The 25,420-nt window shown below is 55.4% G+C and carries 21 protein-coding genes; 10 read left to right on the plus strand and 11 right to left on the minus strand.

Going from position 1 to position 25,420, the window contains the following annotated elements:
* Nucleotides 1-49: 49 nt before the first annotated feature.
* Complete coding sequence (locus tag KFE80_08095; protein UTW44360.1) at nucleotides 50-1,312, minus strand: serine hydroxymethyltransferase; 1,263 nt, start codon at nucleotides 1,310-1,312, stop codon at nucleotides 50-52.
* Nucleotides 1,313-1,513: 201 nt separating this feature from the next.
* On the opposite strand from KFE80_08095, the gene KFE80_08100 reads away from it, so the two are divergent.
* From KFE80_08100 to KFE80_08110, 3 genes are all read left to right on the plus strand, one after another.
* Nucleotides 1,514-2,488, plus strand: coding sequence for a DUF3179 domain-containing protein (locus tag KFE80_08100; GenBank protein UTW44361.1), 975 nt, complete (start codon nucleotides 1,514-1,516; stop codon nucleotides 2,486-2,488).
* 77 nt (nucleotides 2,489-2,565) lie between these two features.
* Nucleotides 2,566-3,612, plus strand: a complete 1,047-nt coding sequence (locus KFE80_08105; protein UTW44362.1) for a nucleoid-associated protein — start codon at nucleotides 2,566-2,568, stop codon at nucleotides 3,610-3,612.
* A gap of 17 nt (nucleotides 3,613-3,629) precedes the next feature.
* A complete protein-coding gene (locus tag KFE80_08110) occupies nucleotides 3,630-4,589 on the plus strand; it encodes a carbon-nitrogen hydrolase family protein (GenBank protein ID UTW44363.1) in 960 nt (319 codons plus the stop codon).
* Nucleotides 4,590-4,595: 6 nt separating this feature from the next.
* Here KFE80_08110 and KFE80_08115 read toward each other — a convergent pair whose 3' ends face one another.
* The 8 genes from KFE80_08115 to pilG all read right to left on the minus strand — a co-directional run bounded on the left by KFE80_08115 (nucleotide 4,596) and on the right by pilG (nucleotide 17,359).
* The gene (locus tag KFE80_08115) at nucleotides 4,596-5,996 is read right to left on the minus strand and encodes an L-serine ammonia-lyase (protein ID UTW44364.1); all 1,401 of its coding nucleotides are present in this window, start codon (nucleotides 5,994-5,996) and stop codon (nucleotides 4,596-4,598) included.
* 60 nt (nucleotides 5,997-6,056) lie between these two features.
* Complete coding sequence (locus tag KFE80_08120) at nucleotides 6,057-6,533, minus strand: chemotaxis protein CheW (GenBank protein ID UTW44365.1); 477 nt, start codon at nucleotides 6,531-6,533, stop codon at nucleotides 6,057-6,059.
* A 21-nt stretch (nucleotides 6,534-6,554) separates the two neighbouring features.
* Nucleotides 6,555-12,500 (minus strand): Hpt domain-containing protein, encoded by a 5,946-nt coding sequence (locus tag KFE80_08125; protein UTW44366.1) that lies wholly within the window; start codon nucleotides 12,498-12,500, stop codon nucleotides 6,555-6,557.
* Complete coding sequence (locus KFE80_08130; GenBank protein UTW44367.1) at nucleotides 12,501-13,418, minus strand: protein-glutamate O-methyltransferase CheR; 918 nt, start codon at nucleotides 13,416-13,418, stop codon at nucleotides 12,501-12,503.
* Between the two features lie 22 nt (nucleotides 13,419-13,440).
* Nucleotides 13,441-15,918, minus strand: coding sequence for a chemotaxis protein (locus tag KFE80_08135; protein ID UTW44368.1), 2,478 nt, complete (start codon nucleotides 15,916-15,918; stop codon nucleotides 13,441-13,443).
* Between the two features lie 71 nt (nucleotides 15,919-15,989).
* Entirely contained in the window at nucleotides 15,990-16,529 is a 540-nt protein-coding gene (locus KFE80_08140; protein ID UTW44369.1) for a purine-binding chemotaxis protein CheW, read from the minus strand.
* Nucleotides 16,530-16,531: 2 nt separating this feature from the next.
* Complete coding sequence (gene pilH / locus KFE80_08145) at nucleotides 16,532-16,894, minus strand: twitching motility response regulator PilH (GenBank protein ID UTW44370.1); 363 nt, start codon at nucleotides 16,892-16,894, stop codon at nucleotides 16,532-16,534.
* 72 nt (nucleotides 16,895-16,966) lie between these two features.
* Nucleotides 16,967-17,359, minus strand: coding sequence for a twitching motility response regulator PilG (pilG, locus tag KFE80_08150; protein UTW44371.1), 393 nt, complete (start codon nucleotides 17,357-17,359; stop codon nucleotides 16,967-16,969).
* Between the two features lie 342 nt (nucleotides 17,360-17,701).
* Here pilG and gshB point away from each other — a divergent pair, with 342 nt between their 5' ends.
* From gshB to ruvX, 4 genes are all read left to right on the plus strand, one after another.
* Nucleotides 17,702-18,646: a glutathione synthase gene (gene gshB, locus KFE80_08155; protein UTW44372.1), complete on the plus strand. Its 945-nt coding sequence runs from the start codon at nucleotides 17,702-17,704 to the stop codon at nucleotides 18,644-18,646.
* A gap of 10 nt (nucleotides 18,647-18,656) precedes the next feature.
* Nucleotides 18,657-19,565, plus strand: coding sequence for an energy transducer TonB (locus KFE80_08160; protein UTW44373.1), 909 nt, complete (start codon nucleotides 18,657-18,659; stop codon nucleotides 19,563-19,565).
* Between the two features lie 79 nt (nucleotides 19,566-19,644).
* On the plus strand, nucleotides 19,645-20,250 hold the full coding sequence (locus KFE80_08165; GenBank protein UTW46675.1) for a YqgE/AlgH family protein: 606 nt from the start codon (nucleotides 19,645-19,647) through the stop codon (nucleotides 20,248-20,250).
* A gap of 17 nt (nucleotides 20,251-20,267) precedes the next feature.
* Nucleotides 20,268-20,699: a Holliday junction resolvase RuvX gene (ruvX, locus tag KFE80_08170; protein UTW44374.1), complete on the plus strand. Its 432-nt coding sequence runs from the start codon at nucleotides 20,268-20,270 to the stop codon at nucleotides 20,697-20,699.
* Nucleotides 20,700-20,870: 171 nt separating this feature from the next.
* Here the strand turns inward: ruvX and KFE80_08175 are convergent, their stop codons facing one another.
* Nucleotides 20,871-22,016, minus strand: a complete 1,146-nt coding sequence (locus KFE80_08175; protein UTW44375.1) for a PilT/PilU family type 4a pilus ATPase — start codon at nucleotides 22,014-22,016, stop codon at nucleotides 20,871-20,873.
* An 80-nt stretch (nucleotides 22,017-22,096) separates the two neighbouring features.
* Nucleotides 22,097-23,131: a type IV pilus twitching motility protein PilT gene (locus KFE80_08180; GenBank protein ID UTW44376.1), complete on the minus strand. Its 1,035-nt coding sequence runs from the start codon at nucleotides 23,129-23,131 to the stop codon at nucleotides 22,097-22,099.
* Between the two features lie 88 nt (nucleotides 23,132-23,219).
* On the opposite strand from KFE80_08180, the gene KFE80_08185 reads away from it, so the two are divergent.
* From KFE80_08185 to KFE80_08195, 3 genes are all read left to right on the plus strand, one after another.
* Entirely contained in the window at nucleotides 23,220-23,966 is a 747-nt protein-coding gene (locus KFE80_08185; protein UTW44377.1) for a YggS family pyridoxal phosphate-dependent enzyme, read from the plus strand.
* Nucleotides 23,959-24,789, plus strand: coding sequence for a pyrroline-5-carboxylate reductase (locus tag KFE80_08190; GenBank protein ID UTW44378.1), 831 nt, complete (start codon nucleotides 23,959-23,961; stop codon nucleotides 24,787-24,789). The genes KFE80_08185 and KFE80_08190 overlap by 8 nt, the downstream gene beginning before the upstream one ends.
* A gap of 72 nt (nucleotides 24,790-24,861) precedes the next feature.
* Nucleotides 24,862-25,410 (plus strand): YggT family protein, encoded by a 549-nt coding sequence (locus tag KFE80_08195; GenBank protein UTW44379.1) that lies wholly within the window; start codon nucleotides 24,862-24,864, stop codon nucleotides 25,408-25,410.
* The last annotated feature ends 10 nt before the right edge of the window (nucleotides 25,411-25,420 follow it).

The following is a 25,420-nucleotide window of genomic DNA, read 5'->3' on the forward strand; positions in this document are numbered from 1 at the left end:
CTGTGGGGATGGGTTCAGAGAAGCCACCCCACGCTGGAAAGGTTGCTGGTTATTTACCGTATACCGGGAAGTCCGCGCACAACGCCAATACTTGCTGCTTCACCTGGGGAACCACCTGCTCGGAGGTGCCGTTTTCCAGGGACTCGAGAATGTCGCAGATCCAGTTGGTCATTTTCTCGGTTTCCGCTTCGCCAAAACCGCGAGTGGTAATTGCCGGAGTGCCAACACGCAGGCCAGAGGTAATAAAAGGAGAACGGGGGTCATTGGGAACCGCATTTTTGTTCACGGTGATAAAGGCGGCACCCAGTGCTTCCTCTGCGTCCTTACCGGTGTACTCTTTGCCGATCAGGCTCACCAACAGCAGGTGGTTGTCGGTACCACCGGAGATAATGTCGATACCGCGAGCCAAGAATACCTTGGCCATCACCCGAGCGTTATCCACCACTTGTTGCTGATAAACCTTAAAGTCGTCAGACAGTGCTTCTTTAAAGGCCACCGCTTTTGCAGCAATCACATGACACAACGGGCCACCCTGGCCGCCGGGGAATACCGCTGAATTGATTTTCTTGGCTACGTCTTCGCTGTTGCTGAGGATAATGCCACCGCGAGGCCCACGCAGGGTTTTGTGAGTGGTGGAGGTGACCACATCCGCGTAAGGCATGGGGCTGGGGTAAACACCCGCCGCAACCAGACCAGCAACATGAGCCATGTCTACCAACAGGTAAGCGCCCACTTTGTTGGCGATTTCCCGGAAACGCGCCCAATCCACGACACGGGAGTAAGCGGAAAAGCCCGCCACAATCATCTTGGGTTTGTGCTCCAGCGCCAAGGCTTCTACCTGGTCGTAGTCCAGCTCACCGGTTTCCGCTACCAGACCATACTGTACCGCGTTGTACATTTTGCCGGAGAAATTGGGCTTGGCACCGTGGGTCAAGTGGCCGCCTTCTGCCAGGCTCATACCCAGAACGGTATCACCGGGTACACACAGTGCCTGGTAAACCGCTGAGTTGGCCTGGGAGCCGGAGTGCGGTTGTACGTTGGCAAATTCCGCACCGTAGAGTTCTTTCACCCGCTGAATGGCCAGATCTTCGGTGATATCCACGTAATCGCAGCCACCGTAATAGCGCTTGTGAGGGTAACCCTCAGCGTATTTGTTGGTCAGCTTGGTGCCCTGAGCAGCCATAACCGCCGGGCTGGTGTAGTTTTCCGAGGCAATCAACTCGATGTGTTCTTCCTGGCGCACCTCTTCTTTTTCGATGGCAGCGAACACTTCTGGGTCAAATTGGGCGAGGGTCAAATCATTGTCGAACATTGCAGCTCCACAGGGTAACTATATGCAGATAGGAGGACGGGAAAAAATGAGCGCAGATTGTACACGAGACAACCAGTTGGGGCTATGGCAATTGATCACCCCCCGCAATTGCAAAACCATGTAAAGGTGCGCGCTTTTACAGTACAGCGGTCATCGCCTATGGCACCATAACCCACCTGTTCACGAATACTGACCACCACCATGAAAGTCATTGTTTTTGCGGCGGCGTTGTGGGCCGCCACATCCACCTGGGCACAGCAAGCACCCCCACCCAACCCCAACCAGCAGCTGCCGACCATCCTTACCGATACCTTCCAGTACGACTTTGGCACTCCCAGTATTATTGATATTCGTGAGCTGGTGGCCGGCTGCCCCAAGCGCGACTGCCTGCCCTCCATCGACACCCCCAAGTTCGACAACACCCTGAACACCGATTACCTGGATGACGATGACCTGCTGCTGGTAGTCACCCACAACCGAATGACTCACGCCTACCCCCATAAAATTCTTGAAGGACGCCAGGTGGTCAATGACCGCTTTGGGCGCACCCCCATCGTTGCCAGTTACTGCCCACTGTGCGCATCCGGGGTGGCATTTATTGCAGAAGTGGGTGGACTGGTGAGCGAGTTTGGCGTATCCGGTTTGCTTCACAACAGCGATCTGGTGCTTTACGACCGGCGCACCAGGCACCTGTGGGGGCAAATTACCGGGGAAGCCATCACCGGCCCCAAATCCGGTGAGCGCTTGCAGCGGGTACCCACCCAAACCCTGCGCTGGCAAGATGTGAAAGCACGCTACCCCCGAGCCCGTGTGTTGCAGCCAGACAGCCGCGACCGTACCCATTTGCAGCGCAGTAATGGTCGCTCCCATTACGACAATTACGCCAACACCAATCTACTCTATTTTCCCGTCAGCCTGAAAGACGCTCGCCGTAACCCCAAACAACTGGTTTACGGGGTGGAAATTGACGGTAAGTCCTTCGCCGTTACTGATCGCTACCTGCAGCACAAACCCAATTTCGATCGCGCAGTCGGTGGCTATGTAGTGCGCTTCAAGCGGGACGATGACGGTTTTGTCAGCGCCATCAACCAGGATACCCAGCAGCCAGTCGCCATTACCCGACTCTACTGGTTCGCGTGGTACGCATTTCACCCGCGTACAGAATTGCTGGAATAGTGGCAATCGAGGATTCTGTGCAGCGGTTGTGAACGGTATACTTTTGCGTTCTTCAATTGACAAGAACACCGCATTCGATGGCCATATCCCACGCTATTGCCCACCGCCTTGAGCGCACCCCGGGTAGCAACGCGCGCTGCCAACAGCGCAGCGATGAGCTGCCACTGGACGGTAAACTGGAAGAGTTGCTGCGAGAGTTAAAGCGCACCTACTGCAATCGTGCGGGAAAAACCTGGGGCCTGTTCAGCGCAGATATCGGCAATTTTCCCTTCTCCGGCCTGTTAAAAAACTATTGTGAAGGTGGCCTGGGTTTTGCCAGTTTCTCCCACCAAGCGGCAAAACAGTTTGCCAGCCAGCTGGACAGCTGCGACGCCGGCGTCGACGCCCATTTGCTGATGTGCCATGAAAATCTGGCGGATGCAGACTACCTGTACCTGTTTATGGTCGATCACGACGAAGTGCTGTATATCGACAATGAGCTATCCATACAGAGCACCTGGAACATTGGCAGCTTGATGTTAGGGGCGCGCGTTAATCTGGAAGAGTGGCAAAACGGCGGCAGCAATTACCTGTCGCTGCTGAGGTTGCGTGGCGACAAGCCGCTGACCGATGCGTTTTTCAACACCCTCGGTTTTGACGACCCACAGATCGACCTCTACGCGGATACCGGGCAATTCCTCGATGCGGTGGACAGCTACAGCAAAACCCTGCCCGACGAACAGGCTCAGGAAACCCGCCACAAGGTTGTGGATTACTGCATTGAGCAAGACCGCAACGCCGAGCCCGTGGTGTTTGACAAACTGTCCCGCGAGCTCAATGAAGACAAGCCAAGGGAGTTCGCCGACTACCTGGAAAAGCGCTATGAAGAACAAAAAGGTTTCGAAGAGCGAGCCAAAGAGCAAGCACCCAAAAAAGAACTGATCCCCCACCGGGGCCGTTTAAAACAGTACATCCGCCTCAGCGGCCGCGACCCGGAAATGAGCATCAGCTTTAACGCCGACTGCATTGGCAACAGCGTAGAATACGACCACGAAAACGACGTACTGACCCTGAAGAAGCTCCCTAAAGCACTGCGCTCAAAGTTGCTGGAGCACTTGCGCAGCGAGGGCCGCCCATCGCCGTAAGCACTGGAGAAAATGCCGTGACCCAAAGCAATGAACTGACCGTGGCACTGGGGCAAATTGCCCCTGTATGGCTCGATCGCGATAGGACCATCGACAAGATTCTGGCTGCCATCAGCGAAGCCGCTGACAAAGGTGCTCAGCTCATTGCCTTTGGCGAAGCGTTGCTACCTGGTTACCCATTTTGGCTGGAGCGAACCGGCGGGGCGGAGTTCAATTCAGCCAGACAAAAGCACATTCACGCCCACTACCTGCGTCAGGCGGTGGATATCGACGCAGGGCACCTTGAACCAGTTTGCACACTGGCCCAACAAAAAAGCATCGCCGTAGTGCTGGGGGTGGCCGAACGCCCAAGGGATCGTGGTAGCCACAGCCTTTATTGCTCACTGGTATACATCGATTCGAATGGAACGGTAAAGAATGTTCACCGCAAACTGATGCCTACCTACGAGGAACGCCTGACATGGTCGCCCGGAGATGGGCACGGCCTGCAAACCTATCCACTGGGGCCATTTACTCTGGGTGCGCTGAATTGCTGGGAAAACTGGATGCCACTGCCGCGGGCGTCGCTCTACGCGCAGGGCGAAAATCTGCATGTGGCCATATGGCCCGGCGGGGATCACAACACCCGAGACATCACCCGGTTTATTGCCCAGGAGGGGCGTTCATTTGTACTCTCTGCCTCCAGCTTGATGCGGCTTCAGGATTTACCGGAAGAAACACCCTACCGTGACGAGATTGCCGGTAGCGACACCCAGTTACTAGCCAATGGCGGATCCTGCCTCGCAGCTCCGGATGGCAGCTGGGTGATCGAACCACAAGTGGGCGGCGAAGGGGTATACCTGGCGACTATCGATCACAACCGGGTACTGGAAGAACGGCAGAACTTTGATCCAGCGGGACACTACTCACGGCCCGACGTTACTCAGCTAACGGTGAATCGCCAGCGACAGGGCACAGTTACTTTTGAAGATACTTAGCAGCTGTTAGCACTCAATAATATTTACCGGCACTTCAATCACATTCACCGCCAGACCACCGCGGGCGGTTTCTTTGTATTTATCCTGCATATCACGGCCGGTGTCGCGCATAGTTTTGATCACTTTATCCAAAGACACAAAGTGCTTGCCATCACCGCGCAGGGCCATACGCGACGCACTAATGGCCTTAATGGCAGCCATGGCATTGCGTTCAATACAGGGCACTTGAACCAAACCACCAATGGGGTCGCAGGTGAGGCCGAGGTTGTGCTCCATGGCAATTTCAGCGGCGTTTTCCACTTGCTCTGGTGTGCCGCCCAATACTTCGGTGAGCGCACCGGCAGCCATGGAACAGGCTGAACCCACCTCACCCTGGCAGCCGACTTCGGCACCACTGATGGAAGCATTTTCCTTGTAGAGAATACCGATAGCCGCTGCGGTCAGCAGGAACTTAACCACCATATCGTCATTGCCAGTGCCACAAAATTGCAGGAAGTAGCGCAATACCGCCGGAATAATGCCCGCAGCACCGTTGGTGGGAGCCGTTACTACCCGACCGCCACCGGCATTTTCTTCATTCACCGCCAGCGCAAACAGACTGACCCAGTCCATGGTGACCATGGCATCGGTATTCATAGTGCTGCTTTGGCCAGTAAGTTGGCGGTGTAACAGGGGCGCTCGACGTTTTACTTTCAAGCCACCAGGCAGAATCCCTTCGGTGCGGAAGCCACGCTCAATACAGCCATCCATCACCTGCCATATTTGCATCAGCTCAGCGTGTATTTGTGTTTCACTGCGCCAGGATTGCTCATTTTCCAACATCAATTTACTGATGGAGAAGCCAGTATCCGAAGTCAGTTGCAGCAGTTCTGCCGCAGTAGTGAAGGGGTAAGGCAGCGCAGTGTTATCTTCAATAATGCGACCTTCGCCCGCCGCCGTTTCATCCACCACAAAGCCGCCACCAACGGAGTAATAAATCCGCGTCTCCAGCACTTGCTGGTGGTTATCATAGGCCGTAAACGACATGCCATTGGCGTGGTAGGGAAGGGATTTGCGGCGGTGGAGTATCAGGTCAGTGTCTTCTGTGAAAGGCACCGATTTTTGGCCCAACAGGTTAATACACTGTTGCTCCTTTACTTCAGCAACACGGTTGGCAATGGCATCCACATTTACGGATTCAGGGCTCTCGCCCTGTAAACCGAGAATCACCGCTTTGTGGGAACCGTGCCCTTTGCCAGTGGCACCAAGCGACCCATAGAGCTCTGCTTGTACCCGACTCACCTGATCCAGCAAACCCTTTTTCGCCAAACCCGAGGCGAAAATGGCAGCCGCCCTCATCGGGCCCACGGTATGAGAGCTGGAGGGGCCGATGCCAATTTTGAAAATATCAAATACGCTGGTCGCCATAAAACAAAACTGGGGTTATCCGCAGATAACCCCAGTATGTGGCGGTTTAATAGAGGTTGTCTAGCGCTGTTGCAGGCGCCGCTCCATATCCGCCAAATCCGGCATGATTACCGCTTGATCGTCCAGGGTCGCATACATCAGCACACCGCTTTCATCCGACTGATTCCCCTGAGCGCGAAAGTCACTGGTGGGGGTTACCCGGGCACTGCGCGGGTAACCCTGGGTCACCAGGCCATAAAACTCGAATGGGCTATTCTCGTCTGCCGCTTTCAGCACCGCCAGGCGGCTTTGCTCGCCAATGGCAGGTTTTTCAGCGCCAACCAGAGCTTCATAGCAGATCACCGGCAGCTGATGTTCCCGCCAAACGGCGGTTCCGTAAAGCCAGCCCGGCAGGTTGTCTTCGGTTTGCAGTTGAATATCGTCCAGCACTTCCGACACCGCAGACACAGGCAACAGCAAGGTGGTGCCGACAATGGGAATCAGCAGGCTGTCCACAAACGAAGCCAGTTGCTGAGGGGCATTTACCAATTGATTCATACTCATATCTCTGTACCGGTGTTACGACTCTTCTGCTGTGACTGCCAGCAGTTCATCAATGGCATCCCTGAGGTCTTCCTCCCGATAGGGTTTGCCAAGGTAATGGTTCACCCCGAGTGAGAGTGCCCGCTCCCGGTGTTTATCACCGGTGCGCGAGGTAATCATAATGATCGGCAAGTCGGCAAAGCGGCCCATGGAGCGCACCCGGCTGGCCACTTCAAAGCCGTCCATGCGCGGCATTTCAATATCCAGCAACATCACATCCGGGTCGTGTTCACGCAGCAGCAGCATGGCATCGGCACCGTCTTTGGCGGTGAGCACATTGAACCCTTCCCGCTCCAGGAAGCGGCTGGTGACTTTGCGCACGGTTACCGAATCGTCCACTACCATGACCATCGGCACATTGGACTTGGCGGCGGCGGCATCCGCGTCTTCTACCCACTGCACTTTGGCAATAGCCGACGACTTTTGGGTGCGCAGCAGTGCCAGCAGATCGAGGATCACCACCACTCGGCCATCCCCCAATACAGTGGCACCAGACAGGCCCGGCACGGTACTGAATTGAGGGCCCAGGGTTTTCACCACAATCTCGCTGCTGCCCACCAGGCGGTCTACCTGCACCGCGTAGGATTGCTGCTCAGAACGCACCAGCACCAACGGGATGGAGGGCTCATCGGAGCTGATTCGCGGTGGTGTACCTTCTTGCAACAGCGAACCCAGGTGGCGAATGCTGTATTCAGAGCCGCCGTATTCATAACGCAGCTGAGGATTGTTGTAGTAGTTTTCCAGCTGTTGAGGTGACAGCCTGACCACACCATCGATGGAAGTCAGTGGCAGCGCGTAGCTGTCTTCGCCAATTTCAATCATCAAAGCGCGGTTGATGGACACCGTAAACGGCAGTCGCACCTGAAACTCCGTGCCCTGCCCTTCCTGAGAGCGAATCGCCACAGCGCCGCCCAGCTGGCGCACTTCTGCATTCACCACATCCAGGCCGACACCGCGGCCAGAGATATGAGAAACGGTTTCCGAAGTGGAAAAACCGGGCTCAAGAATAAACTGCACCACTTCATGGTCGCTGAGATTGGACTCGTGGGCCATCATGCCCTGCTTGATCGCCTGGGCACGAATCTTGTCGATGTTGAGACCGCGACCATCGTCCGCCAGCTTGATCAGGATATCGCCACCCTCGCGAGACAGGTCGATGCTGATGGAACCCTGCTCCGACTTGCCCGAGGCAGTCCGCTGGTCGCCACTCTCAATGCCGTGGTCAATGGCGTTGCGCAGCATATGGTCAAGTGCGGGCAGCATTTTTTCCAGCACCGAGCGGTCCATTTCGCCTTCCACGTTGAGCAGTTGCAACTCGACGCGCTTATCCAGTTCGGCGCTCACTTGGCGCACAATGCGGCGCAGGCGCGGTACCAGGCGACTGAACGGTACCATCCGCGAGCGCATCAGGCCTTCCTGCAAGTCGGTATTGATACGCCCTTGTTGCACCAGCAGGTTTTCGGTTTCTTTGGCGTTGTGACCCAAGGTGGTTTTCAAATCCAAAAGGTCTGACGCCGACTCCATGAGTGAGCGCGACAATTGCTGGAGCTTGGAGTAACGGTCCATTTCCAGTGGGTCAAATTCTTCCTCACTGCCCGCCGATTCGATCTGCTCGCGGCGGAAGATAACTTGGGCTTCGGTTTCAATACCAAGGCGCCTCACCTGATCCTGCAAGCGGCGAATGGTGGTATTCATTTCGTCCAGGGCAAAACCAAAAGAGCTGATTTGCTGTTCAACACGACCTCGGGAAATACTGGTTTCACCGGCCAGATTCACCAGGTTATCCAGCAACCCGGCGCTCACCTTGACCATTTCTTCCGGCGCCTGAATATCAGCATTCGCCAGCAGTTGTGGCAACACACTGTTGCCGAGATCAGCAGCTACTGCTGGTTTGCTATCGCTGTCTTTGGTTTCCTCAGCAACCACTTCAGGTTGGCCGCCAATGGAGCTGGCCAGCTGGCGAACCGATTGATGCAGTTGATCCAGATGCTGTTGCACTTCACCGAAGAAAGCATCGTCTTTACCAGCCCGGTGTTGGGATTCAATCAACCAGCTTTCAAAGTTATGGCTCAGGTCGCCCAGCTCATCCTGGGCCGCCATACGAGCGCCGCCTTTGAAGGTGTGCAGTGCCCGCTTGATTTCGTCTGGCCAGGTGTTGACCTGGGGCTCTTCCCGCCAGCTGTACACCGAGTTGTCGATGGTCTCCAGCAACTCGCCAGTTTCTTCCATAAAGATAACCAGTACTTCCAGATCGAACTGGTCATCATCGCTGTCAGTAGCAGCAACCGGCGGAATAAAGGGTACCGGAGTTTCCGGCAGCGCCTGTGGCTCAGGTTCCGGCTGAGGCTCTTCTTCCGGTTGAGACTCTTCTTCCAGCTGTGGCTCTTCCTCCGCCACAGGCTGTTCAATGTCTTCGGGCTCGGCTTCATCCTGAGCCGGCTCTTCAATCCGCTGTTCAAGCTGCTCTGCAACGGGCTCTTCAGCGGCCAGCTCAGGCTCTGACAAGTCCTCGTTATCCAGGCTATCGGTCAAAGCAGCTTCTTCAACGTCCTGCCCGTCTTCCTCAACAGTGGGCTCCAGCAGTTCAGACACCACTTGAGGTTCTGGCTCCGGCTCCGCCGTTTGTTGATGCCATTGGTTGGCAAGAGCGTCGAGCGCCTCGACATGGGCTTCTGCATCAGGCATCTGCTGTCCAGCAGCCAGTGCATCAATCATGGCAAACAAATTTTCGTGCGCGGCTATCAGCACCTCGGTAGCCGGCTGGGGCTTGTCAACCGCAGACAGTTCAGCAACCTGAAGGGTATCTGCCAGTTTTGCGGACAACTGGGTCAGTGGCTGCTCTCCCGCCTTGTCAGCGGCACGACCCAACTCATCGTATTCAGCAACCAACTGTTCCAACGGCGGTTGTTCACCGCTGTCACGCCACTCGGCAAAAGTATCCTCCGCCTCCATAAGTTGATGGAGTCCATCGGTCATCAGCGCAATCAGTGGGCGCAGGTGCTCAGCAAACTCTTGCTGTGCCTGCTCACTGGCTGTCTCGTCATCAGTGGCGGCATCAAAGCTATCTTCGTCCAGCTCCATAGCCGCCGCAAACTCACTTTCTATGGACTCTTCCGCGTCATCAGCGGCAGTCTCGTCCTCAGTTTGCAGCATCGGCAACAGGCGCTGACGGGATTCTTCGATGCGTTGTAACAGCTCCGCTGAGCCTTCTATCGGGCTGTCCTGATCGCCCGCTTCCAGAGCGGGCAAGCTGTTTTCAAGCGCCGCAGTACTGTCGGTAAGCAATTGAACCAGTGGCCAATCTACCGCTTTCTGGAAGTTGTAAAGGTCTTTCACCAGGCTTTCCAGGGGTTCAACCAATCGCGAAACCGTTGCCACTTCCGCCATAAATGCACTGCCTTTGAGGGTGTGCAGGGCGCGCAGCAAGCCCGGTGTCGGCAAACCGTAGTGCGGTGCCAACTGTTGAATCTCGGTGAGAAACAGGGATACGTCTTCCAGGTGTTTGCGAGTCTCGCTGACAAAGATAGACAACAGCTCGTTGCCCGCTTGATGGCCCGGCTCCTCTTCCACCAGCTCGACATCACCTTCCACATCATCCAGCTGAAAGTCGCCTGGCTCATCAAGCTCAAGCGCCTCTTCCTCGATTGCGTCTTGGGGAGCTTTATCCGCTTCTGCGGCAGGCGCTTGCAAGGCCGACAAGTCCGCTTCCTGGCAGTGAGCAACCGCACTGGCGTTGGCAATCAGCAAATCGATTTCAGCAGTATTTTCTTCATCCTGGCGATGCTGGAAGTTGGCCACCATAGTGGGCAGCAACTTCACCGCGTGGTTAACCAACACGGGAATGTCAGAGCTCAGTGGTATCAGATTATCCATGACCCGATTGAGCATGTACTCAATGGACCAGGCCAATTCACCGATGCGCATGGCCTCCACCATACGACCACTGCCTTTGAGGGTGTGAAAACCTCGGCGAATATCGCCCAATTCATCACCCGTAGAGGGGTTGGCACTCCACTGAGGCAGTTGTTCGCGCAAGGCGTCCAGCACCTCGCCCGCTTCTTCCACAAAGATGTCGATAATTTCTTCGTCGATATCGCTGTCGCTTTCCTCAGCCGCTTGTTCCGCAGCCTGAGCGATCAGCACCTCATTGACATCACCGGCCGCCGATTCTGGCTCCTCAATCAACAGCTGGTTGCTGTCGTTTAAAGTCAGCTCTTGAAGTTTTTCCTCAGCGGGCTCTTCACCGTGCAGCAGGGCAGCACTGTTCTCCGCCATCACCAATATGGATTCAGATTCACCGCTGTCTTCCCCAGACACATCCACACAACCATCCAGGTAGTACTCAATGCTGGTAATGGCATCGGCGAGGCTATCCAGGGTGCGCCAATCGGGAATCGCGGTATCGGAAAGCAGGTTGTTTTGAATGTAGTGACAAGACTTTTCCAGCACTTTGGCTGGCCGTGCCAGGGACATCATTTCCAGCGCCCCGCGTACCTCGGTCAATAATTGCGGAGCGTGTTCCAGAAAGTGCTTGTCCCACTGGGAGGAAATGTATTCGACGATGCTGTCTTTGACCTTTTCCAAGCCATTGCGGGTTTCGCGAAGCAGGGCTTCGCGGGCGCGATACAGCTCGGTATTGGCCTGCTCAGCGGGGTCGTGCAATACACCACCGGAGCTGCCCCAGGCCACCAGCGCCGACTCAACATCCACCAAGTGATTGGCCAGTTTTTCCAGCAGCTCGGCCTCCATTTTTTCGCCATTCTCGCGAACCGTTTCCATCTGCTGCTTGAGTTCATCCAGCGGCTCGGATAACTGGGTCTGGCCCACAAACGCCAAGGAATCGGACATCCGCGAGAAACAACCACAAAGCTGGCCAATCATGGCGTTGTCCAGCCCGCCTTCCAACTGATAACGGGTCACCAATTCTTTGGCGTTGTTGACCTCTTCCAATAACGCGGTGGCAATGGCGCGAACCGCATCCGGGTCAAACGACGGCGCCAGGGAACCACCATCGCCAAATGAACCGGCCGGCAGGGCATCACGAAGGCGAAAAGCCTCGGTCACTTCGGCAATACGCACTGTATCGGCATTGCTGAAAGCCACGTAGTAGAGCAGGTTTTTCAGCAGGCCGTGGGGCACTTCCCTCTGTAGGGAGGCGACACCGTGCTGCTGCAACTGACGAATTTCCCGATCCAGGGCGCGCAACAGTGAAGTCACCGCCGACGAGGTGGAAATACTGTGGTGGCTCAGGCCCTCCTGCACCGCCAGCGCAACTCGCCACAACTGGTATTGGGCCGTGCCCTTGCTAAGCTCGCTGAGGCGGGTGAACACCCGGTTGATATAGCCCAGATTTTTGTCTCTGTCGGCATCGCGAATCAAACCCAGTAACGCCACTTGGTACATCTGGCGCAGTTTTTTCACCAGTTCCACAAAAGCGTCGTTGTCTGGCAGGCTGCTGCTGCGAACCCCAGAGTTGATGCCACTGAGATCGATGTGGGGGGAAAACAGTGAACCTTCAGACAGCAGTGGCTTGCCACGCACCGCGCGCAGATCGTTGATCAATGAAATCAGAGTGGCGGGTTGGTCGCTGCCACTACTACTTACCTGACGGATGTATTGGGGCAACTTCAGAGAGGCCTGAACCAATACCTCGCTGGCTTCATTAACATTGCTGATACGGTTTTCCAGCAAACCGCCGACCAGCTCTTCCATTTCTTCTGCCAACAGTATGGCACCGTGACATTCGGCAATCTTCAATGTGCCGTGCACCTGGTGGATACTGCTCTGGCAAAAACGGATTTGAGGCTCGTCGCTGGGATCCTTAAGGTAAGCATCCAGGGACTCGTAAGCCTGCTTTAACGACGCCTCAATTTCGTCTACCAGCCATTCCAGGTTGTGCAGACTGCCGTTTTCTCTATTCACTCAAAGCTCCTCACTGACGCCCAGCTCTGAGGCCGGGTCGCCGCGCCGATAAATTTGTACTGCCCGCGCAGGTACGCGTTGCATATGCGGTGGCTGCCAACTGGCCAACTCACCAGGGCCAACAATCAGGTGGCCTCCCGGCTTTAAACAGGCAACCAGATTTGCCACCAACTGGTGCCGCTGCCAGCGGCGAAAATAGGGCAACAAGTTCTGACAGTAAATCAGGTCTGCCCCTTTAAGCTGTGGGCTATCGGCCAACTGCAGAACGTTACCGCGCACAAAGCAGGTATGGCGCCGCAATTGCTCACCCACGATCCAATCGCCACTGGGCCGACTGTCAAAATAGTGGTCTCTCTGACGCTGGCTCAAGCCCATCAACTGCGTTGAAGTGTAGATACCGCCCCGCGCTCGGGCAACCGCCTGAGCACTGATATCCAAACCGATTACACCGTAGCTGTTACGGGAATCGAAGCAGTTGTCGGCCAGAACCAACGCCAGGGAGTAGGTTTCTTCACCGCTGGAACAACCCACACTCCAGGCGGTAAAGCTGCTGCTGGCACCGGGCTTGGCAATACCCGATTGACCGCAGCGGTTAGTCTGAAAATCACGCCATATTGTCGCCACCGCATCCATGGATTCACAGTGGCGAAAAAAGCGCGTATCTCGTACCAGTATGGTATCGAGAAAGCGCGTCCATTCCGGGTCGCTATCTGGCCGGTTGGCCAGCTGCTGGTAGTACTGCATAGGCTCTGCAATACCCAGCTCGCACACCAGAGTGACAATGCGTTTTACCAGCCAGTCACTGTCCAGGGTGTCTGCACGAACACCGGTACGGCGCTCCAACAGCTGTTGCCACAGCACCAGCTGGCGGTCATCAACACCGCCACAGCTGGATTGCACACTGTTGGATAACATCATCGCAAGCAACCGTCAGAAGTGATTAGTAGCGACGCTCTTTGTCGTCGCCCAGGTCACCGTCCAGTTCTACAATAAAGTCTTGATCCTGATCATCGTCTGACGACTGTTCGCCATCCAGATCAATCACCACCTCGCCATTGCCCAGATAATCGCTATCAGTGGCAATGTCCAAGCTGTCATCATTATCAGCAGAGGCCGCTACATCGTATTCATTACCAGCATCATCGTCGGCCAGGGTGTCGGCGATGTCTTCGGCCATAGCCACCAGCTCATCGGTCGGCTGATCATCTTGCGCATCAAAGCTGCCATTGAAATCGGCAAACTCTTCCGGGTGACGATCAAAATCGGCGTTGTCGGATAGCTCTTCTTCGGCATAGCTGTCTGCCTGTACCGTTTCCTCTACCGCCTGTTGCTGATCGGCGTCGGCCATGGTATCGGCACCAATGGCATCGAGGTCAGTTTCAGCAGTAGGCGTTACTGGAGCAACGGACGCCAGGTCACCGGGCAACTTAAAGCCACTCACGGACTCACGCATATCCACGGCCATCTCGGCCAGCTCACCAACCGACGATGCTGTGGTAGTGGTACCGGACAGGGTTTGCGAGGAAATTTCCTGAATCACGTTCATGGTGCCGGATACGTGACTGGCAGTTTTCGCCTGCTGGCGCGCCGCCGAGGAGATGTCCTGAATCAGTTCTGCCAAGTCGGCGGATACGTTTTCGATTTCTTCCAGGGCGACACCGGCGTTGTGGGCCAGGTCGGCACCCTTCACCACTTCGGTGGTGGTGGACTCCATGGAGCTCACCGCTTCGTTGGTATCGGTCTGAATGGTTTTCACCAGCGAGGCAATCTGCTTGGTGGCTGCTGCAGAGCGTTCCGCCAGGCCCTGTACCTCGTCCGCAACCACCGCAAAACCGCGGCCAGCTTCACCGGCCATGGACGCCTGAATGGCGGCGTTCAAGGCGAGGATGTTGGTCTGGTCGGCAATTTCGTTAATCAGGCTCACGATATCGCCAATTTCCTGGGAGGATTCACCCAGGCGTTTAATACGCTTCGAAGTATCCTGAATCTGCTCGCGAATGGTGTCCATGCCATCGATGGTATCCCGTACCACCTCACCACCTTTCTTGGCGATGGATACCGAGCGCTCTGCCACCACGGCGGACTCGGAAGCGTTGGTGGATACCTGGTCAATGGTCACCGCCATTTCGTTAATGGCCGCAGAGGCGCCGATAATTTCCTGGGCCTGGTGTTCGGAGGCTTCCGATAACTGCAGTGCCGTGGCGCGGGTTTCACTGGCGGAGGCATTTACGTTTTCCGCCGAATCCTGAATGCGCGCCACCAGTGTGCGCAGCTGGTCAATGGCGTAGTTGATGGAGTCGGCGATGGCGCCAGTAAAGTCTTCAGTTACCGTAGCCTGAGAAGTCAAATCACCTTCACCCAAGTCGCCAATTTCATCCAGCAGGCGAATCAGAGCGTTCTGGTTGCGATCATTCTCTTCGGCAGATTCCACAGAGCGACGGCGAGTGGCTACCAGCGACTGCACAATCATCAGAATCACCAACACAATGGCCGCAGCACCACCGAGCAGTGCGGTTTGCTGGTTGAGTTGGCGACCGTCCTGCAAACCGTCGATGGTTTCACCCAGGGAGATGATTTCATTCACCAGGCTGTTGGATTCGTTCAGTACCGCATCACTGGCTTTACGAGCGGCAAACAGTTTTGGCGTGGCGTTGTAGATTTCTTCCACCTGGCCGCTGACAAATTCAAATTGTTTGCTGACTTCGTCGAGGCTGGCGCGGGCATTGCGATTGGCCACCCGGCTAATGCCCATGGCGGTGTCGCCTTTGAGCAGGCCGTTAAGCACCACACCGAATACTCGGGCATCCTGGTTAAATTGCTCAGCGGCCGCTTCTGAAGCGGCTCCACCGGCAAGCATTTTGTCGATGTTACGACCGATACGTTCCGCCAGCCAGGCTTGCTCTTGGGCTTTGGCAATCTGGTCCCGTGGAGAGCCACCGCTGATCAGCAGGTCCACGACTTCTACGTGCTTAGCTTGTAACGCCGGCAGGGTGGAGTTGAGGTTGGAGGCCACCTCGTTGAGCAGCAGGATGGTCTCTTTGTCGTTGAGAATGGTTTCGGCATTGCTCTTTACCACACCCCAACTGCGATCCATGTTGCTGAGAGCAGTGCCCGCCATTTGCGCTTCACTGGAAAGCTCAGATTTCAGGCTACTCCAGGTACTGTCAATGCTTTGCACCTGGCTTGCCAGCGTCTCAAAATCGTCGCGGCTGCCACTGGTGGCACCCCGCAGCGGTGTCGGCAGTGCCGAAGAGAGAGATCGCAATTCGCCCACTTTATCGCGGTTTTCACTGTCGCGGGCAGAATCCTGAATCACCACCCAAACGTTGTAGCCCACAAAGCCGAGTACTGCCACCAACAGGATGGCTAATAACACTTGCAAGCCGCTGAATTTTGCCTTTTTGGCACCGCTAATCATGGTATTAACTCCGTCAAAATGATCTTGTTTTTATCTTATTGTTATTGCGGTTTGATGTTATGAAACCGACATCAAGCCGTTACGCTTAAAAAACGCACGTCACTGGCCAAGCGCAACGGGCGAAATACACCCCAGACGTTATCGCCGTCACGATAACCGCCTTCGAGGTAACCGGAGATGGGGCCAGAATCCTCGACCTCATCAATAAAGGTATCCACCGGGAAGTGGCGCATACCCAGCACTTCATCCACCTGCAAACCGGCAAACACGCCGTGCATGTCCATCACCAGCACCCGCTGCTGTTTCGGTGCAGTGGTCAGTTGAGTACCAACAAATTCCGCCAGATCGATAATCGGCAGCAGGCGACCGCGCACATTGGCCACGCCGCGCACCCAGCTTTGGACTCGCGGCAGGCGGGTGCAATGGGGCACTTCCAAAAGCTCGACGATATCGCTGAATGGCACGGCAAACTGCTGGCCCTGCAAAGCAAAGCACACCACCGATACGGTGGGCACCACTTGCTCTTCACTGGGTAGGCGTCGATCGCTCTGGCGACAATAGGTGTCCAGAGCAACCAGGGTCTGAAAGGCGGATGACGCGCGCAAACTCACGGTCAGGCCACCACTTCATTGATGGCTTGAATCAGGCTCTTCTCACTCACCGGTTTCGCCAAATAGGCGCGGGCGCCCTGGCGAGCTCCCCAAACCCGGTCGGTCTGCTGGTCTTTGGTGGTGACAATAATCACTGGAATATGACTGGTATCTTCGCCGCGGGTGAGCTGGCGGGTGGCCTGAAAGCCATTGAGGCCCGGCATCACAATATCCATCAACACCACATCTGGCTGCTCCTGGCGAGCGATTTCAATCCCCAGTTCGCCAGACTCCGCTGACAACACACTGTGCCCACCCTTGGATAACATGGAGGACAGCTTATGCGTTTCCGTGGGAGAGTCATCTACGATAAGTACTTTTGCCATAACAAACGTTAATCCTGTTGTGTATTGTTATTATATTTTTACGCGCCTGAACACAGAGCGCAGCCAGCCCTATCAAGCAGTTTGGGGCTGAGCGTAGCGATCCAGTGCTTCAAATAACTCGTTTTTGCTAAACGGTTTGGTCAAATAATCATCGGCCCCGACAATGCGTCCCTTGGCCTTGTCAAATAAGCCATCTTTACTGGACAACATAATCACCGGGGTATGGCGAAATTGACTGTTGTTCTTGATAAGGGCACAGGTTTGGTAACCATCCAGGCGGGGCATCATGATGTCTACAAAGATCACATCCGGCTGGGTATCGGCAATTTTTGACAGGGAATCAAAGCCATCCACTGCAGTAATCACTTCACAACCGGTTTTAGACAGCAGGGTTTCCGCGGTTCTGCGGATGGTGTTACTGTCGTCAATCACCATTACCTTGAGGTCTTTGCGACTCTCTTCCATAACTACAACACCACTGTTTTATAGGACTTATTTAATTATTTTGGTAAGGCCGGGCATTCCCAGCCAACGGAGCGTTTGTAACACACTTTATCGGCACTTACTATCGCTCACTTAACCGCTAAAAACCCCTTTCGGTTCAGGGTCACAAAAACACCAATTTCAGTTGCCACAACGCTGCTGACACCTTAACTTGTGCACCTGTGAGCACAGCGCCAACACAGGGTAAAAGCAGAACCATAAGCAGGTGACGACAATTACCGGCACTTTGTCACAGCAACAACGACGGACAAACACCGTTATCATACGAACTTCCTACTGCCAAAACGTGATACAGGTATCAGTATGACTATACAGCTCGGCGTCATCATGGACCCGATTGACAGCATCAACTACAAGAAAGACACCACACTGGCCATGATGCTGGCCGCCAGCCGCAAAGGCTGGGAATTGTGGTACATGGAGCAAGGCGACTTGGCACTGGACAATGGCACCGCAGCGGCGCGTATGCGCCCATTGAAAGTGTTTGCCGACCCGGATCATTTCTACGAACTGGGTGAACCCCAAATTCGACCATTGGCAGAGCTGAATACGGTGCTGATGCGCAAAGACCCACCGTTTAACAGCGAGTACATCTACTCCAGCTACATTCTGGAAGCTGCTGAGCGCGATGGCGTACTGGTGGCCAACAAACCCCAGAGTCTGCGCGACTGCAACGAAAAAGTATTTGCGACCTTGTTCCCCCAGTGCACCCCACCACTGTTGGTCAGCAGTGACGAACAACAACTAAAAGCGTTTCACAAAGAGCATGGAGACACCATCTACAAACCGCTGGATGGCATGGGTGGCTCAGCGATCTTTCGCGTTAAGGGTGACGACTCCAACCTCAGCGTCATCATTGAAACCCTGACCAATTACGGTCAGCAAACCATCATGGCACAGCGCTATATCCCGGAGATCAAGGCCGGTGACAAACGCATTTTGATGGTGGATGGCGAACCCATGCCCCACTGCCTGGCACGCATCCCCAGCCAGGGCGAACTGCGCGGCAACCTGGCCGCCGGTGGTAGCGGCGTGGTACAACCACTGAGTGATCGCGATCGCTGGATTGCAGAGCAGGTGGGGCCAGAGCTGAAAAAACGTGGTTTGCTGTTTGTGGGCCTGGATGTGATTGGCGACTACCTCACCGAGATCAACGTCACCAGCCCAACTTGCATTCAGGAGATTGACCGCGACAGCGGTTCGGACATTGCCGGCAAGCTGATGGACGTTATTGAGAAGAAACTGTAGAGCAGACGCCTTGAGCCAGTCTTTATCGCAAAAAAACAGTTTTCACAATGTGGAGCAGGCCCAGATACCGGTCGACAGTGGCGGCGACCAACTGGGCTTTGCCCTGTTCCTGGCTATTGCGGTCCATGCGCTGATTATCTTTGGTATTGGCTTTACCATCGCCCTGTCGCAACCGCCAGCCACCAGCCTTGAAGTGACTCTGGCACAGCACAATGCCCAGAAAGAACCGGATCGCGCTGACTTTCTGGCACAGCACAACCAACAGGGCAGTGGCGACCAGGCAGAAAAGTCGCAAATGACCACCGACCGCCTCGCCGACCTGCCTGCACCCAGCGTGCAAGATACTCAGCCAGTATCCACCACGCCGCAGCAACAGCGCCACACAGAGGCCACTGCATTGTTGACCACCACAGGCTTTAGCGAGCGCAGCGTCAGCGACGCAGAGCGCGCCGAACAAGACAGTGGCGAGCAACAGGAAAATCTCAATCAATCCACCCTGACCGAACTGGCCAGCCTGCAAGCCCGGCTGGATCAGCAGCGCCAGGAATACAGCCGCATGCCACGCATCAACCGGCTGACTGCCGCCAGCACCCGCTCTGCGGAAGAAGCTGCTTATATGCACTACTGGGTACAGCGCATTGAGCAGACCGGCAACAGCCATTATCCGGAAGAAGCGCGGCGCCGGGGCATATTCGGCGATTTGCGCCTGGCGGTCACCCTGTTACCCGGCGGCAACGTGGAAAGCATTGAAATCCTGCAAAGCTCTGGCCAGGCCATTCTCGACCAGGCGGCGATTCGAATTGTGCGTCAGGCGGCACCGTTCCAAGCCTTCCCGGATGAGCTCAAAGACTGGGACAAATTTGAGATTATCCGCACCTGGCAATTTATCGCGGGAAATCAACTGAAGACCGGCAGTTAAAAAAGCACTGTCATTGCGAGGAGCAAAGGGACGGATTCGACTATTGAAATCCCGCCATCACAACCCAATACTTACCACCATGAAAGCCAAACGCACTTCCAACCTGATACCGCCCAACGAAGAAGTTCGCAGCGGTAGCCTGCGGGATCACTTTTTGCTCGCCATGCCGTCTTTGGCGGATGGCAATTTTTCGGAAGCGCTGATATACATTTGCGACCACAGCAAAGAGGGGGCGATGGGCCTGGTGATCAACCGCCCTATGGATGTTCCACTCAGCACCGTGTTTGAGCAAATGCAGCTTCAAGGCAACACTCAACTCGATAGCCAGCCGCTGCTCTCCGGCGGCCCAGTCAGCACCGAACGTGGCTTTGTGCTGCACCGGGGCACCGGCCAGCGCTGGGAGTCCACCATGGAAGTCTCTCCACAGGTATGCCTTACTGCATCAAGGGACATCATTGCTGATATGGCTGCTGGCAATGGCCCCAGCGATGCATTAGTGGTTTTGGGCTACGCCGGCTGGGGGCCGGATCAGCTGGAAAAAGAAATTGCCGAAAATGCCTGGCTAACGGTACCGGCGGACTCCGACATTATCTTTAGCATCCCTTTCGCTGAGCGCAATCAGGCCGCAGCCGCAAGCATTGGCGTGAACCTGCAACATCTTAGCCACAGCTTTGGCCGTGCTTAAAAAATGCTTTTGATTAGATGTTAGCCTCCGTTAAAACCCTGCTCGCCTTCGACTACGGCACCCGCTCCATCGGCGTTGCCGTCGGCCAAACGATCACTTGCAGCGCACGACCACTGACCGAGCTGCGTGCCAAAGATGGCACCCCCAACTGGGACGAGTTAAAAAAGCTATTGGATGAATGGCAACCGGAGTTGGTGCTGGTGGGGCTGCCGCTGAATATGGACGGCAGTGAAAGTGACTTTGCCACCCGAGCCCGGAAATTTGCCCGCAGACTCCACGGGCGCTTTGGTTCGCGGGTATTAATGGTGGATGAGCGACTAACTACACAAGAAGCCAAATCTATGGCCGGCCACCAGCAAAGCTATCGGGATAATCCCGTGGATGCCATTGCTGCGCAGTTGATTTTGGAGAGCTGGCTATCAGAGCCGGATTGCGGGCGGGAGCCTTAACAGCCACGAGCGGCGGGCTACGGGCTACGAGTAGGTTGAGCGCGCCCAAAAGACTACGCAGGAACAATGTAGGTCGCCCTTTAGGGCGTCAAGCAAAGCATAAGGCCTGAAATTTTTGACGGGCTAAAGCCCGACCTACACTCTGCTCGCAGCCCGAAGCCCGCCGCTTTTTCAAAAATTCCTAAACGGATCCATTTCCTGCTCCTCTTCCACCTGCAAATCATCGGCGGCATTGGACAGGTAGTTGGCATCGGTTTCCGACTGCAGTTTGATCATCAAGCGCAGGTCGTTTTTCGAATCGGCGTGAGACAGAGCATCTTCGTAAGAAATAATGCCCTGGTCATACAGGCGGTAGAGTGCCTGGTCGAAAGTCTGCATGCCCTGCTCGGTTGAGTTGGTCATCACTTCCTTGATTTTATGTACGTCGCCTTTGCGAATCAGGTCGCTCACCAGCGGCGTGTTGATTAATATTTCAATAGCGGCGCGGCGACCACTGCCGTCGGCGGTGGGGATCAGCTGCTGGGCCACCATGGCCTTCATGTTCAGTGACAAGTCCATCCACAATTGCTGGTGACGGTCTTCCGGGAAGAAGTGCAGAATACGATCCAGCGCCTGGTTGGCGTTATTGGCGTGCAGTGTAGCCATCACCAAGTGGCCGGTTTCGGCAAAAGTAACCGCATGCTCCATGGTTTCCCGGGAGCGAATCTCACCGATCAGAATCACATCCGGCGCCTGCCGCAAGGTGTTTTTCAGGGCCACCTCAAAGGATTCTGTATCCACCCCCACTTCCCGCTGGGTGATGATGCAACCCCGGTGTTGGTGCACAAATTCGATGGGGTCTTCAATGGTGATGATATGGCCTTTGGAATTGTTGTTGCGGTAGCCAATCATCGAGGCCAGCGATGTGGATTTACCGGTACCGGTGGCCCCCACAAAAATAATAATGCCGCGCTTGGTACCGGACAGATCCGCCAAAATTGGAGGCAGGTGCAAATCTTCAAAGCTGGGAATTTTGGTTTCGATGCGACGCAACACCATACCTACGTGGTTGCGCTGGTAAAACGCGCTGACCCGGAAGCGGCCGAGGCCGGTGGAGCTGATGGCAAAGTTGAGCTCTTTGCTGCGCATAAACTCCTTGCGCTGGTCGTTGTCCATCACCGACAGCACCGCCTCGCGGGCTTTCTCCGGGCTCATGGGGCCGGAGTTCACCGGCATCAGCTGGCCATTCACTTTCACACAGGGAGGCACACCCGCAGTAATAAAAAGGTCTGAGGCCTTTTTTTCCACCATCAGTTTTAGCAGTTTGTCGAAATCCATGATTGTTACCTCGCCCTGTTGTTATTAATTATTCGCTGTATGTCATGCTGAGCATCGAGAGCAATGACCACCTGACAAGCTTAGAAATCATCCGGGATCTTGGCTTTCTCACGGGCCTGCTCGCGGGTAATCACTTTTTGCCCAACCAGCTTGTGCAGGCACTGATCCATGGTTTGCATACCCAGCTGGCCGCCGGTCTGGATGGCCGAGTACATCTGCGCCACTTTGTCTTCGCGAATCAGGTTACGAATAGCCGGGGTGCCCACCATGATTTCGTGAGCGGCCACCCGGCCACCGCCGATTTTCTTCATCAACGTCTGGGCGATTACCGCCTGCAGGGATTCCGACAACATGGCCCGCACCATGGATTTTTCCGCCGCCGGGAACACGTCGATAATCCGGTCGATGGTTTTTGCCGCTGAGTTGGTGTGCAGGGTGCCAAACACCAAGTGACCGGTTTCGGCAGCGGTCAGGGCCAGGCGAATGGTTTCCAGGTCGCGGAGCTCGCCCACCAGAATCACGTCCGGGTCTTCCCGCAACGCGGAGCGCAGAGCTTCGTTAAAGCCGTGGGTGTCTTTGTGCACTTCTCGCTGGTTAACCAGGCACTTCTTACTTTCGTGGACGAATTCGATGGGGTCTTCCACCGTGAGGATGTGCTGGTAGCGGTTTTCGTTGACGTAATCCACCATCGCCGCCAGGGTGGTACTTTTACCGGAGCCGGTGGGGCCGGTGACCAGCACCAGACCTCGTGGCAACATGGACAGGTCGCGGAAGATCTGGCCAAAGCCCAGGTCTTCCATGGTCAGCACCCGTGACGGAATAGTACGGAATACGGCACCGGCACCGCGATTCTGGTTAAAGGCGTTTACCCGGAAACGGGCGACACCGGGTACCTCAAACGAAAAGTCGGTTTCCAGAAATTCTTCAAAGTCACGGCGCTGTTTGTCGTTCATGATTTCATAAACCAGCGCGTGAACCTGACGGTGATCCATGGGAGGCAGGTTAATGCGGCGTATATCGCCATCAATACGAATCATCGGCGGCAAGCCTGCAGAAATATGCAAGTCGGAAGCGCCCTGCTTAACGCTAAACGCCAACAGCTCGGTAATATCCATCCGTACGTCCTAGTTAGTTATTTTTGATTAGAATTATTTCTTTAAAATTAGGTGCTTTAAAATAGCCACTTTTATCGAGCCCTAGTATATGCCTCCTAATACCGCCAATGTAACCTCCATTCGTGACGATCTGGCCGCTGTTCAAGGGCGTATTGTCGACTCCGCAGTGGCTGCCGGTCGCAGCCCCTCCGACGTCGCCTTACTCGCAGTCAGTAAAACCAAACCGGTATCCGCTATCTTGGCTGCCTGGCAGGCAGGCCAACGCCGTTTTGGCGAAAACTACTTGCAAGAAGCCCTGGAAAAGATCGAACAGCTACAGGGTAAAGGCATTGAATGGCATTTTATCGGCCCCCTGCAGAGCAATAAAACCCGCCAGGCAGCAGAAAACTTTGATTGGGTTCACACTATCGACCGAATCAAGATTGCCCGGCGACTGAATGAACAACGCCCGGCCTCAATGGCACCGTTGAACATCTGCTTGCAGGTGAATATCGACGCCGAAGCGAGCAAATCCGGTATCCGCCCCGATGATGTGTTTGAACTGGCCGGGGAAATTGTAGCTTTGGATCGCCTGCGCCTACGTGGCCTGATGGCCATTCCCAGCCCTTGCAGCGACCCGCAAAAACAGCGCCTGCCCTTTGCCAGACTGGCACAACTGCTGGATAATCTGCGCCGCCGACACCCGGATTACCCGGGGCTGGATACCCTCTCCATGGGCATGTCCGGCGACATGGGCACCGCCATCAGGGAAGGCGCCACCATGGTGCGAATCGGCACCGACATTTTTGGCAAAAGGTCACCACAGGGTGGCACAAACCGAGGTAACAATGACTGAAGCAAACCGCTCAACGCGCATCGCTTTTATCGGCGCTGGCAATATGGCAGGCAGCCTGATTGGTGGTTTGCTGGCCAATGGCCACCCCAAAGAGGCGCTGCGCGCTTGCACTCGCACCCCAGAGAGCGCGACGCGAGTTGCTGAGCAGTTTGATATCCACTGTGATACCGACAACGCTGCCGCCGCCCGCTGGGCAGACATCGTGGTACTGGCCGTCAAGCCTCAGAGTATGCGCGATTTGTGCTTGCAATTGACCAGCAGCCTGGATCATCAACCACTGTTGATTTCGGTAGCTGCCGGTATCACTACAGAGCTGATGGATCAATGGCTTGGCGGCAAACGCGCCATTGTACGGGCCATGCCCAATACACCCTCACTGCTGCACAGCGGTGCTGCGGGCCTGTTTGCCAATGCGGGGGTTTCTGACCAACAGCGCAGCCAGGCGCAACAACTATTGGAAGCCGTGGGTATTGCCGAATGGGTGGAGCAGGAAGAGCTGATGGATGCGGTCACCGCTGTCGCGGGCAGTGGCCCCGCTTACTATTTCCTGCTGATGGAGTTGATGGAAAAAGTGGCCAAAGAACTGGGCCTGCCGGCGGACAGCGCCCGCCGCCTTACTCTGCAAACCGCACTGGGAGCCGCTCGCATGGCTACGGAAGGAGAACACAGCCCTGCGGAGCTGCGCCAGCGAGTAACTTCCAAGAAAGGTACCACTGACCGTGCCATTACCACCTTCCTAAATGAAGGCCTTGAGGATACCATTCGCAACGGAATTACCGGCGCTCGGGATCGAGGCCGGGAAATGGCGGCCGAAAACCAATAAGTACCCAAACAGACACAAAAATACGCACCCACATAATAGAGACGGAACAGGCTCTGCAACGGATATAGACCCATGGCATTTATCAACGACATCATCAGTTTTGTCGGCGGCTTCTACTGTTACCTGTTGATGGCGCGGCTGCTACTGCAGATCGCTCAGGCAGACTTTTACAACCCCATTTCGCAGATGATCGTGCGTTTTACTGCACCTATTGTCCATCCGCTGCAAAAAATACTGCCACCCATTGGCCGCTTTAACAGCGCCACCTTCGTGGTGATATTGCTGATACAAGCAGTGATTGCCGGGCTGACCTTCGGCTTTGGCGGCCCCCTGGGGTTGCTGGTATACGCCGGTTACCTGACCGTACAAACTGCCCTGCATGTTTACCTGTTCAGTTTTTTTGTGATTTTTATTGCCAGCTGGGTAGCACCCATGTCCAATCACCCGGGGTTACAGCTGGTGCACCAGATCGCCGAACCCCTGATTCGCCCTATTCGCAATCTGATTCCACCGGTAGGCGGCTTGGATTTCAGCCTGATGATTACCATGTTCGCTCTGTGGATGGTGGACAAACACTTACTCAACCCCCTGTTTGGGGCGTTACTGGCCGCGGTGCAATAAACCATGGCAG

The organism is bacterium SCSIO 12696 (assembly GCA_024397955.1).
Lineage (GTDB): Bacteria > Pseudomonadota > Gammaproteobacteria > Pseudomonadales > Porticoccaceae > SCSIO-12696.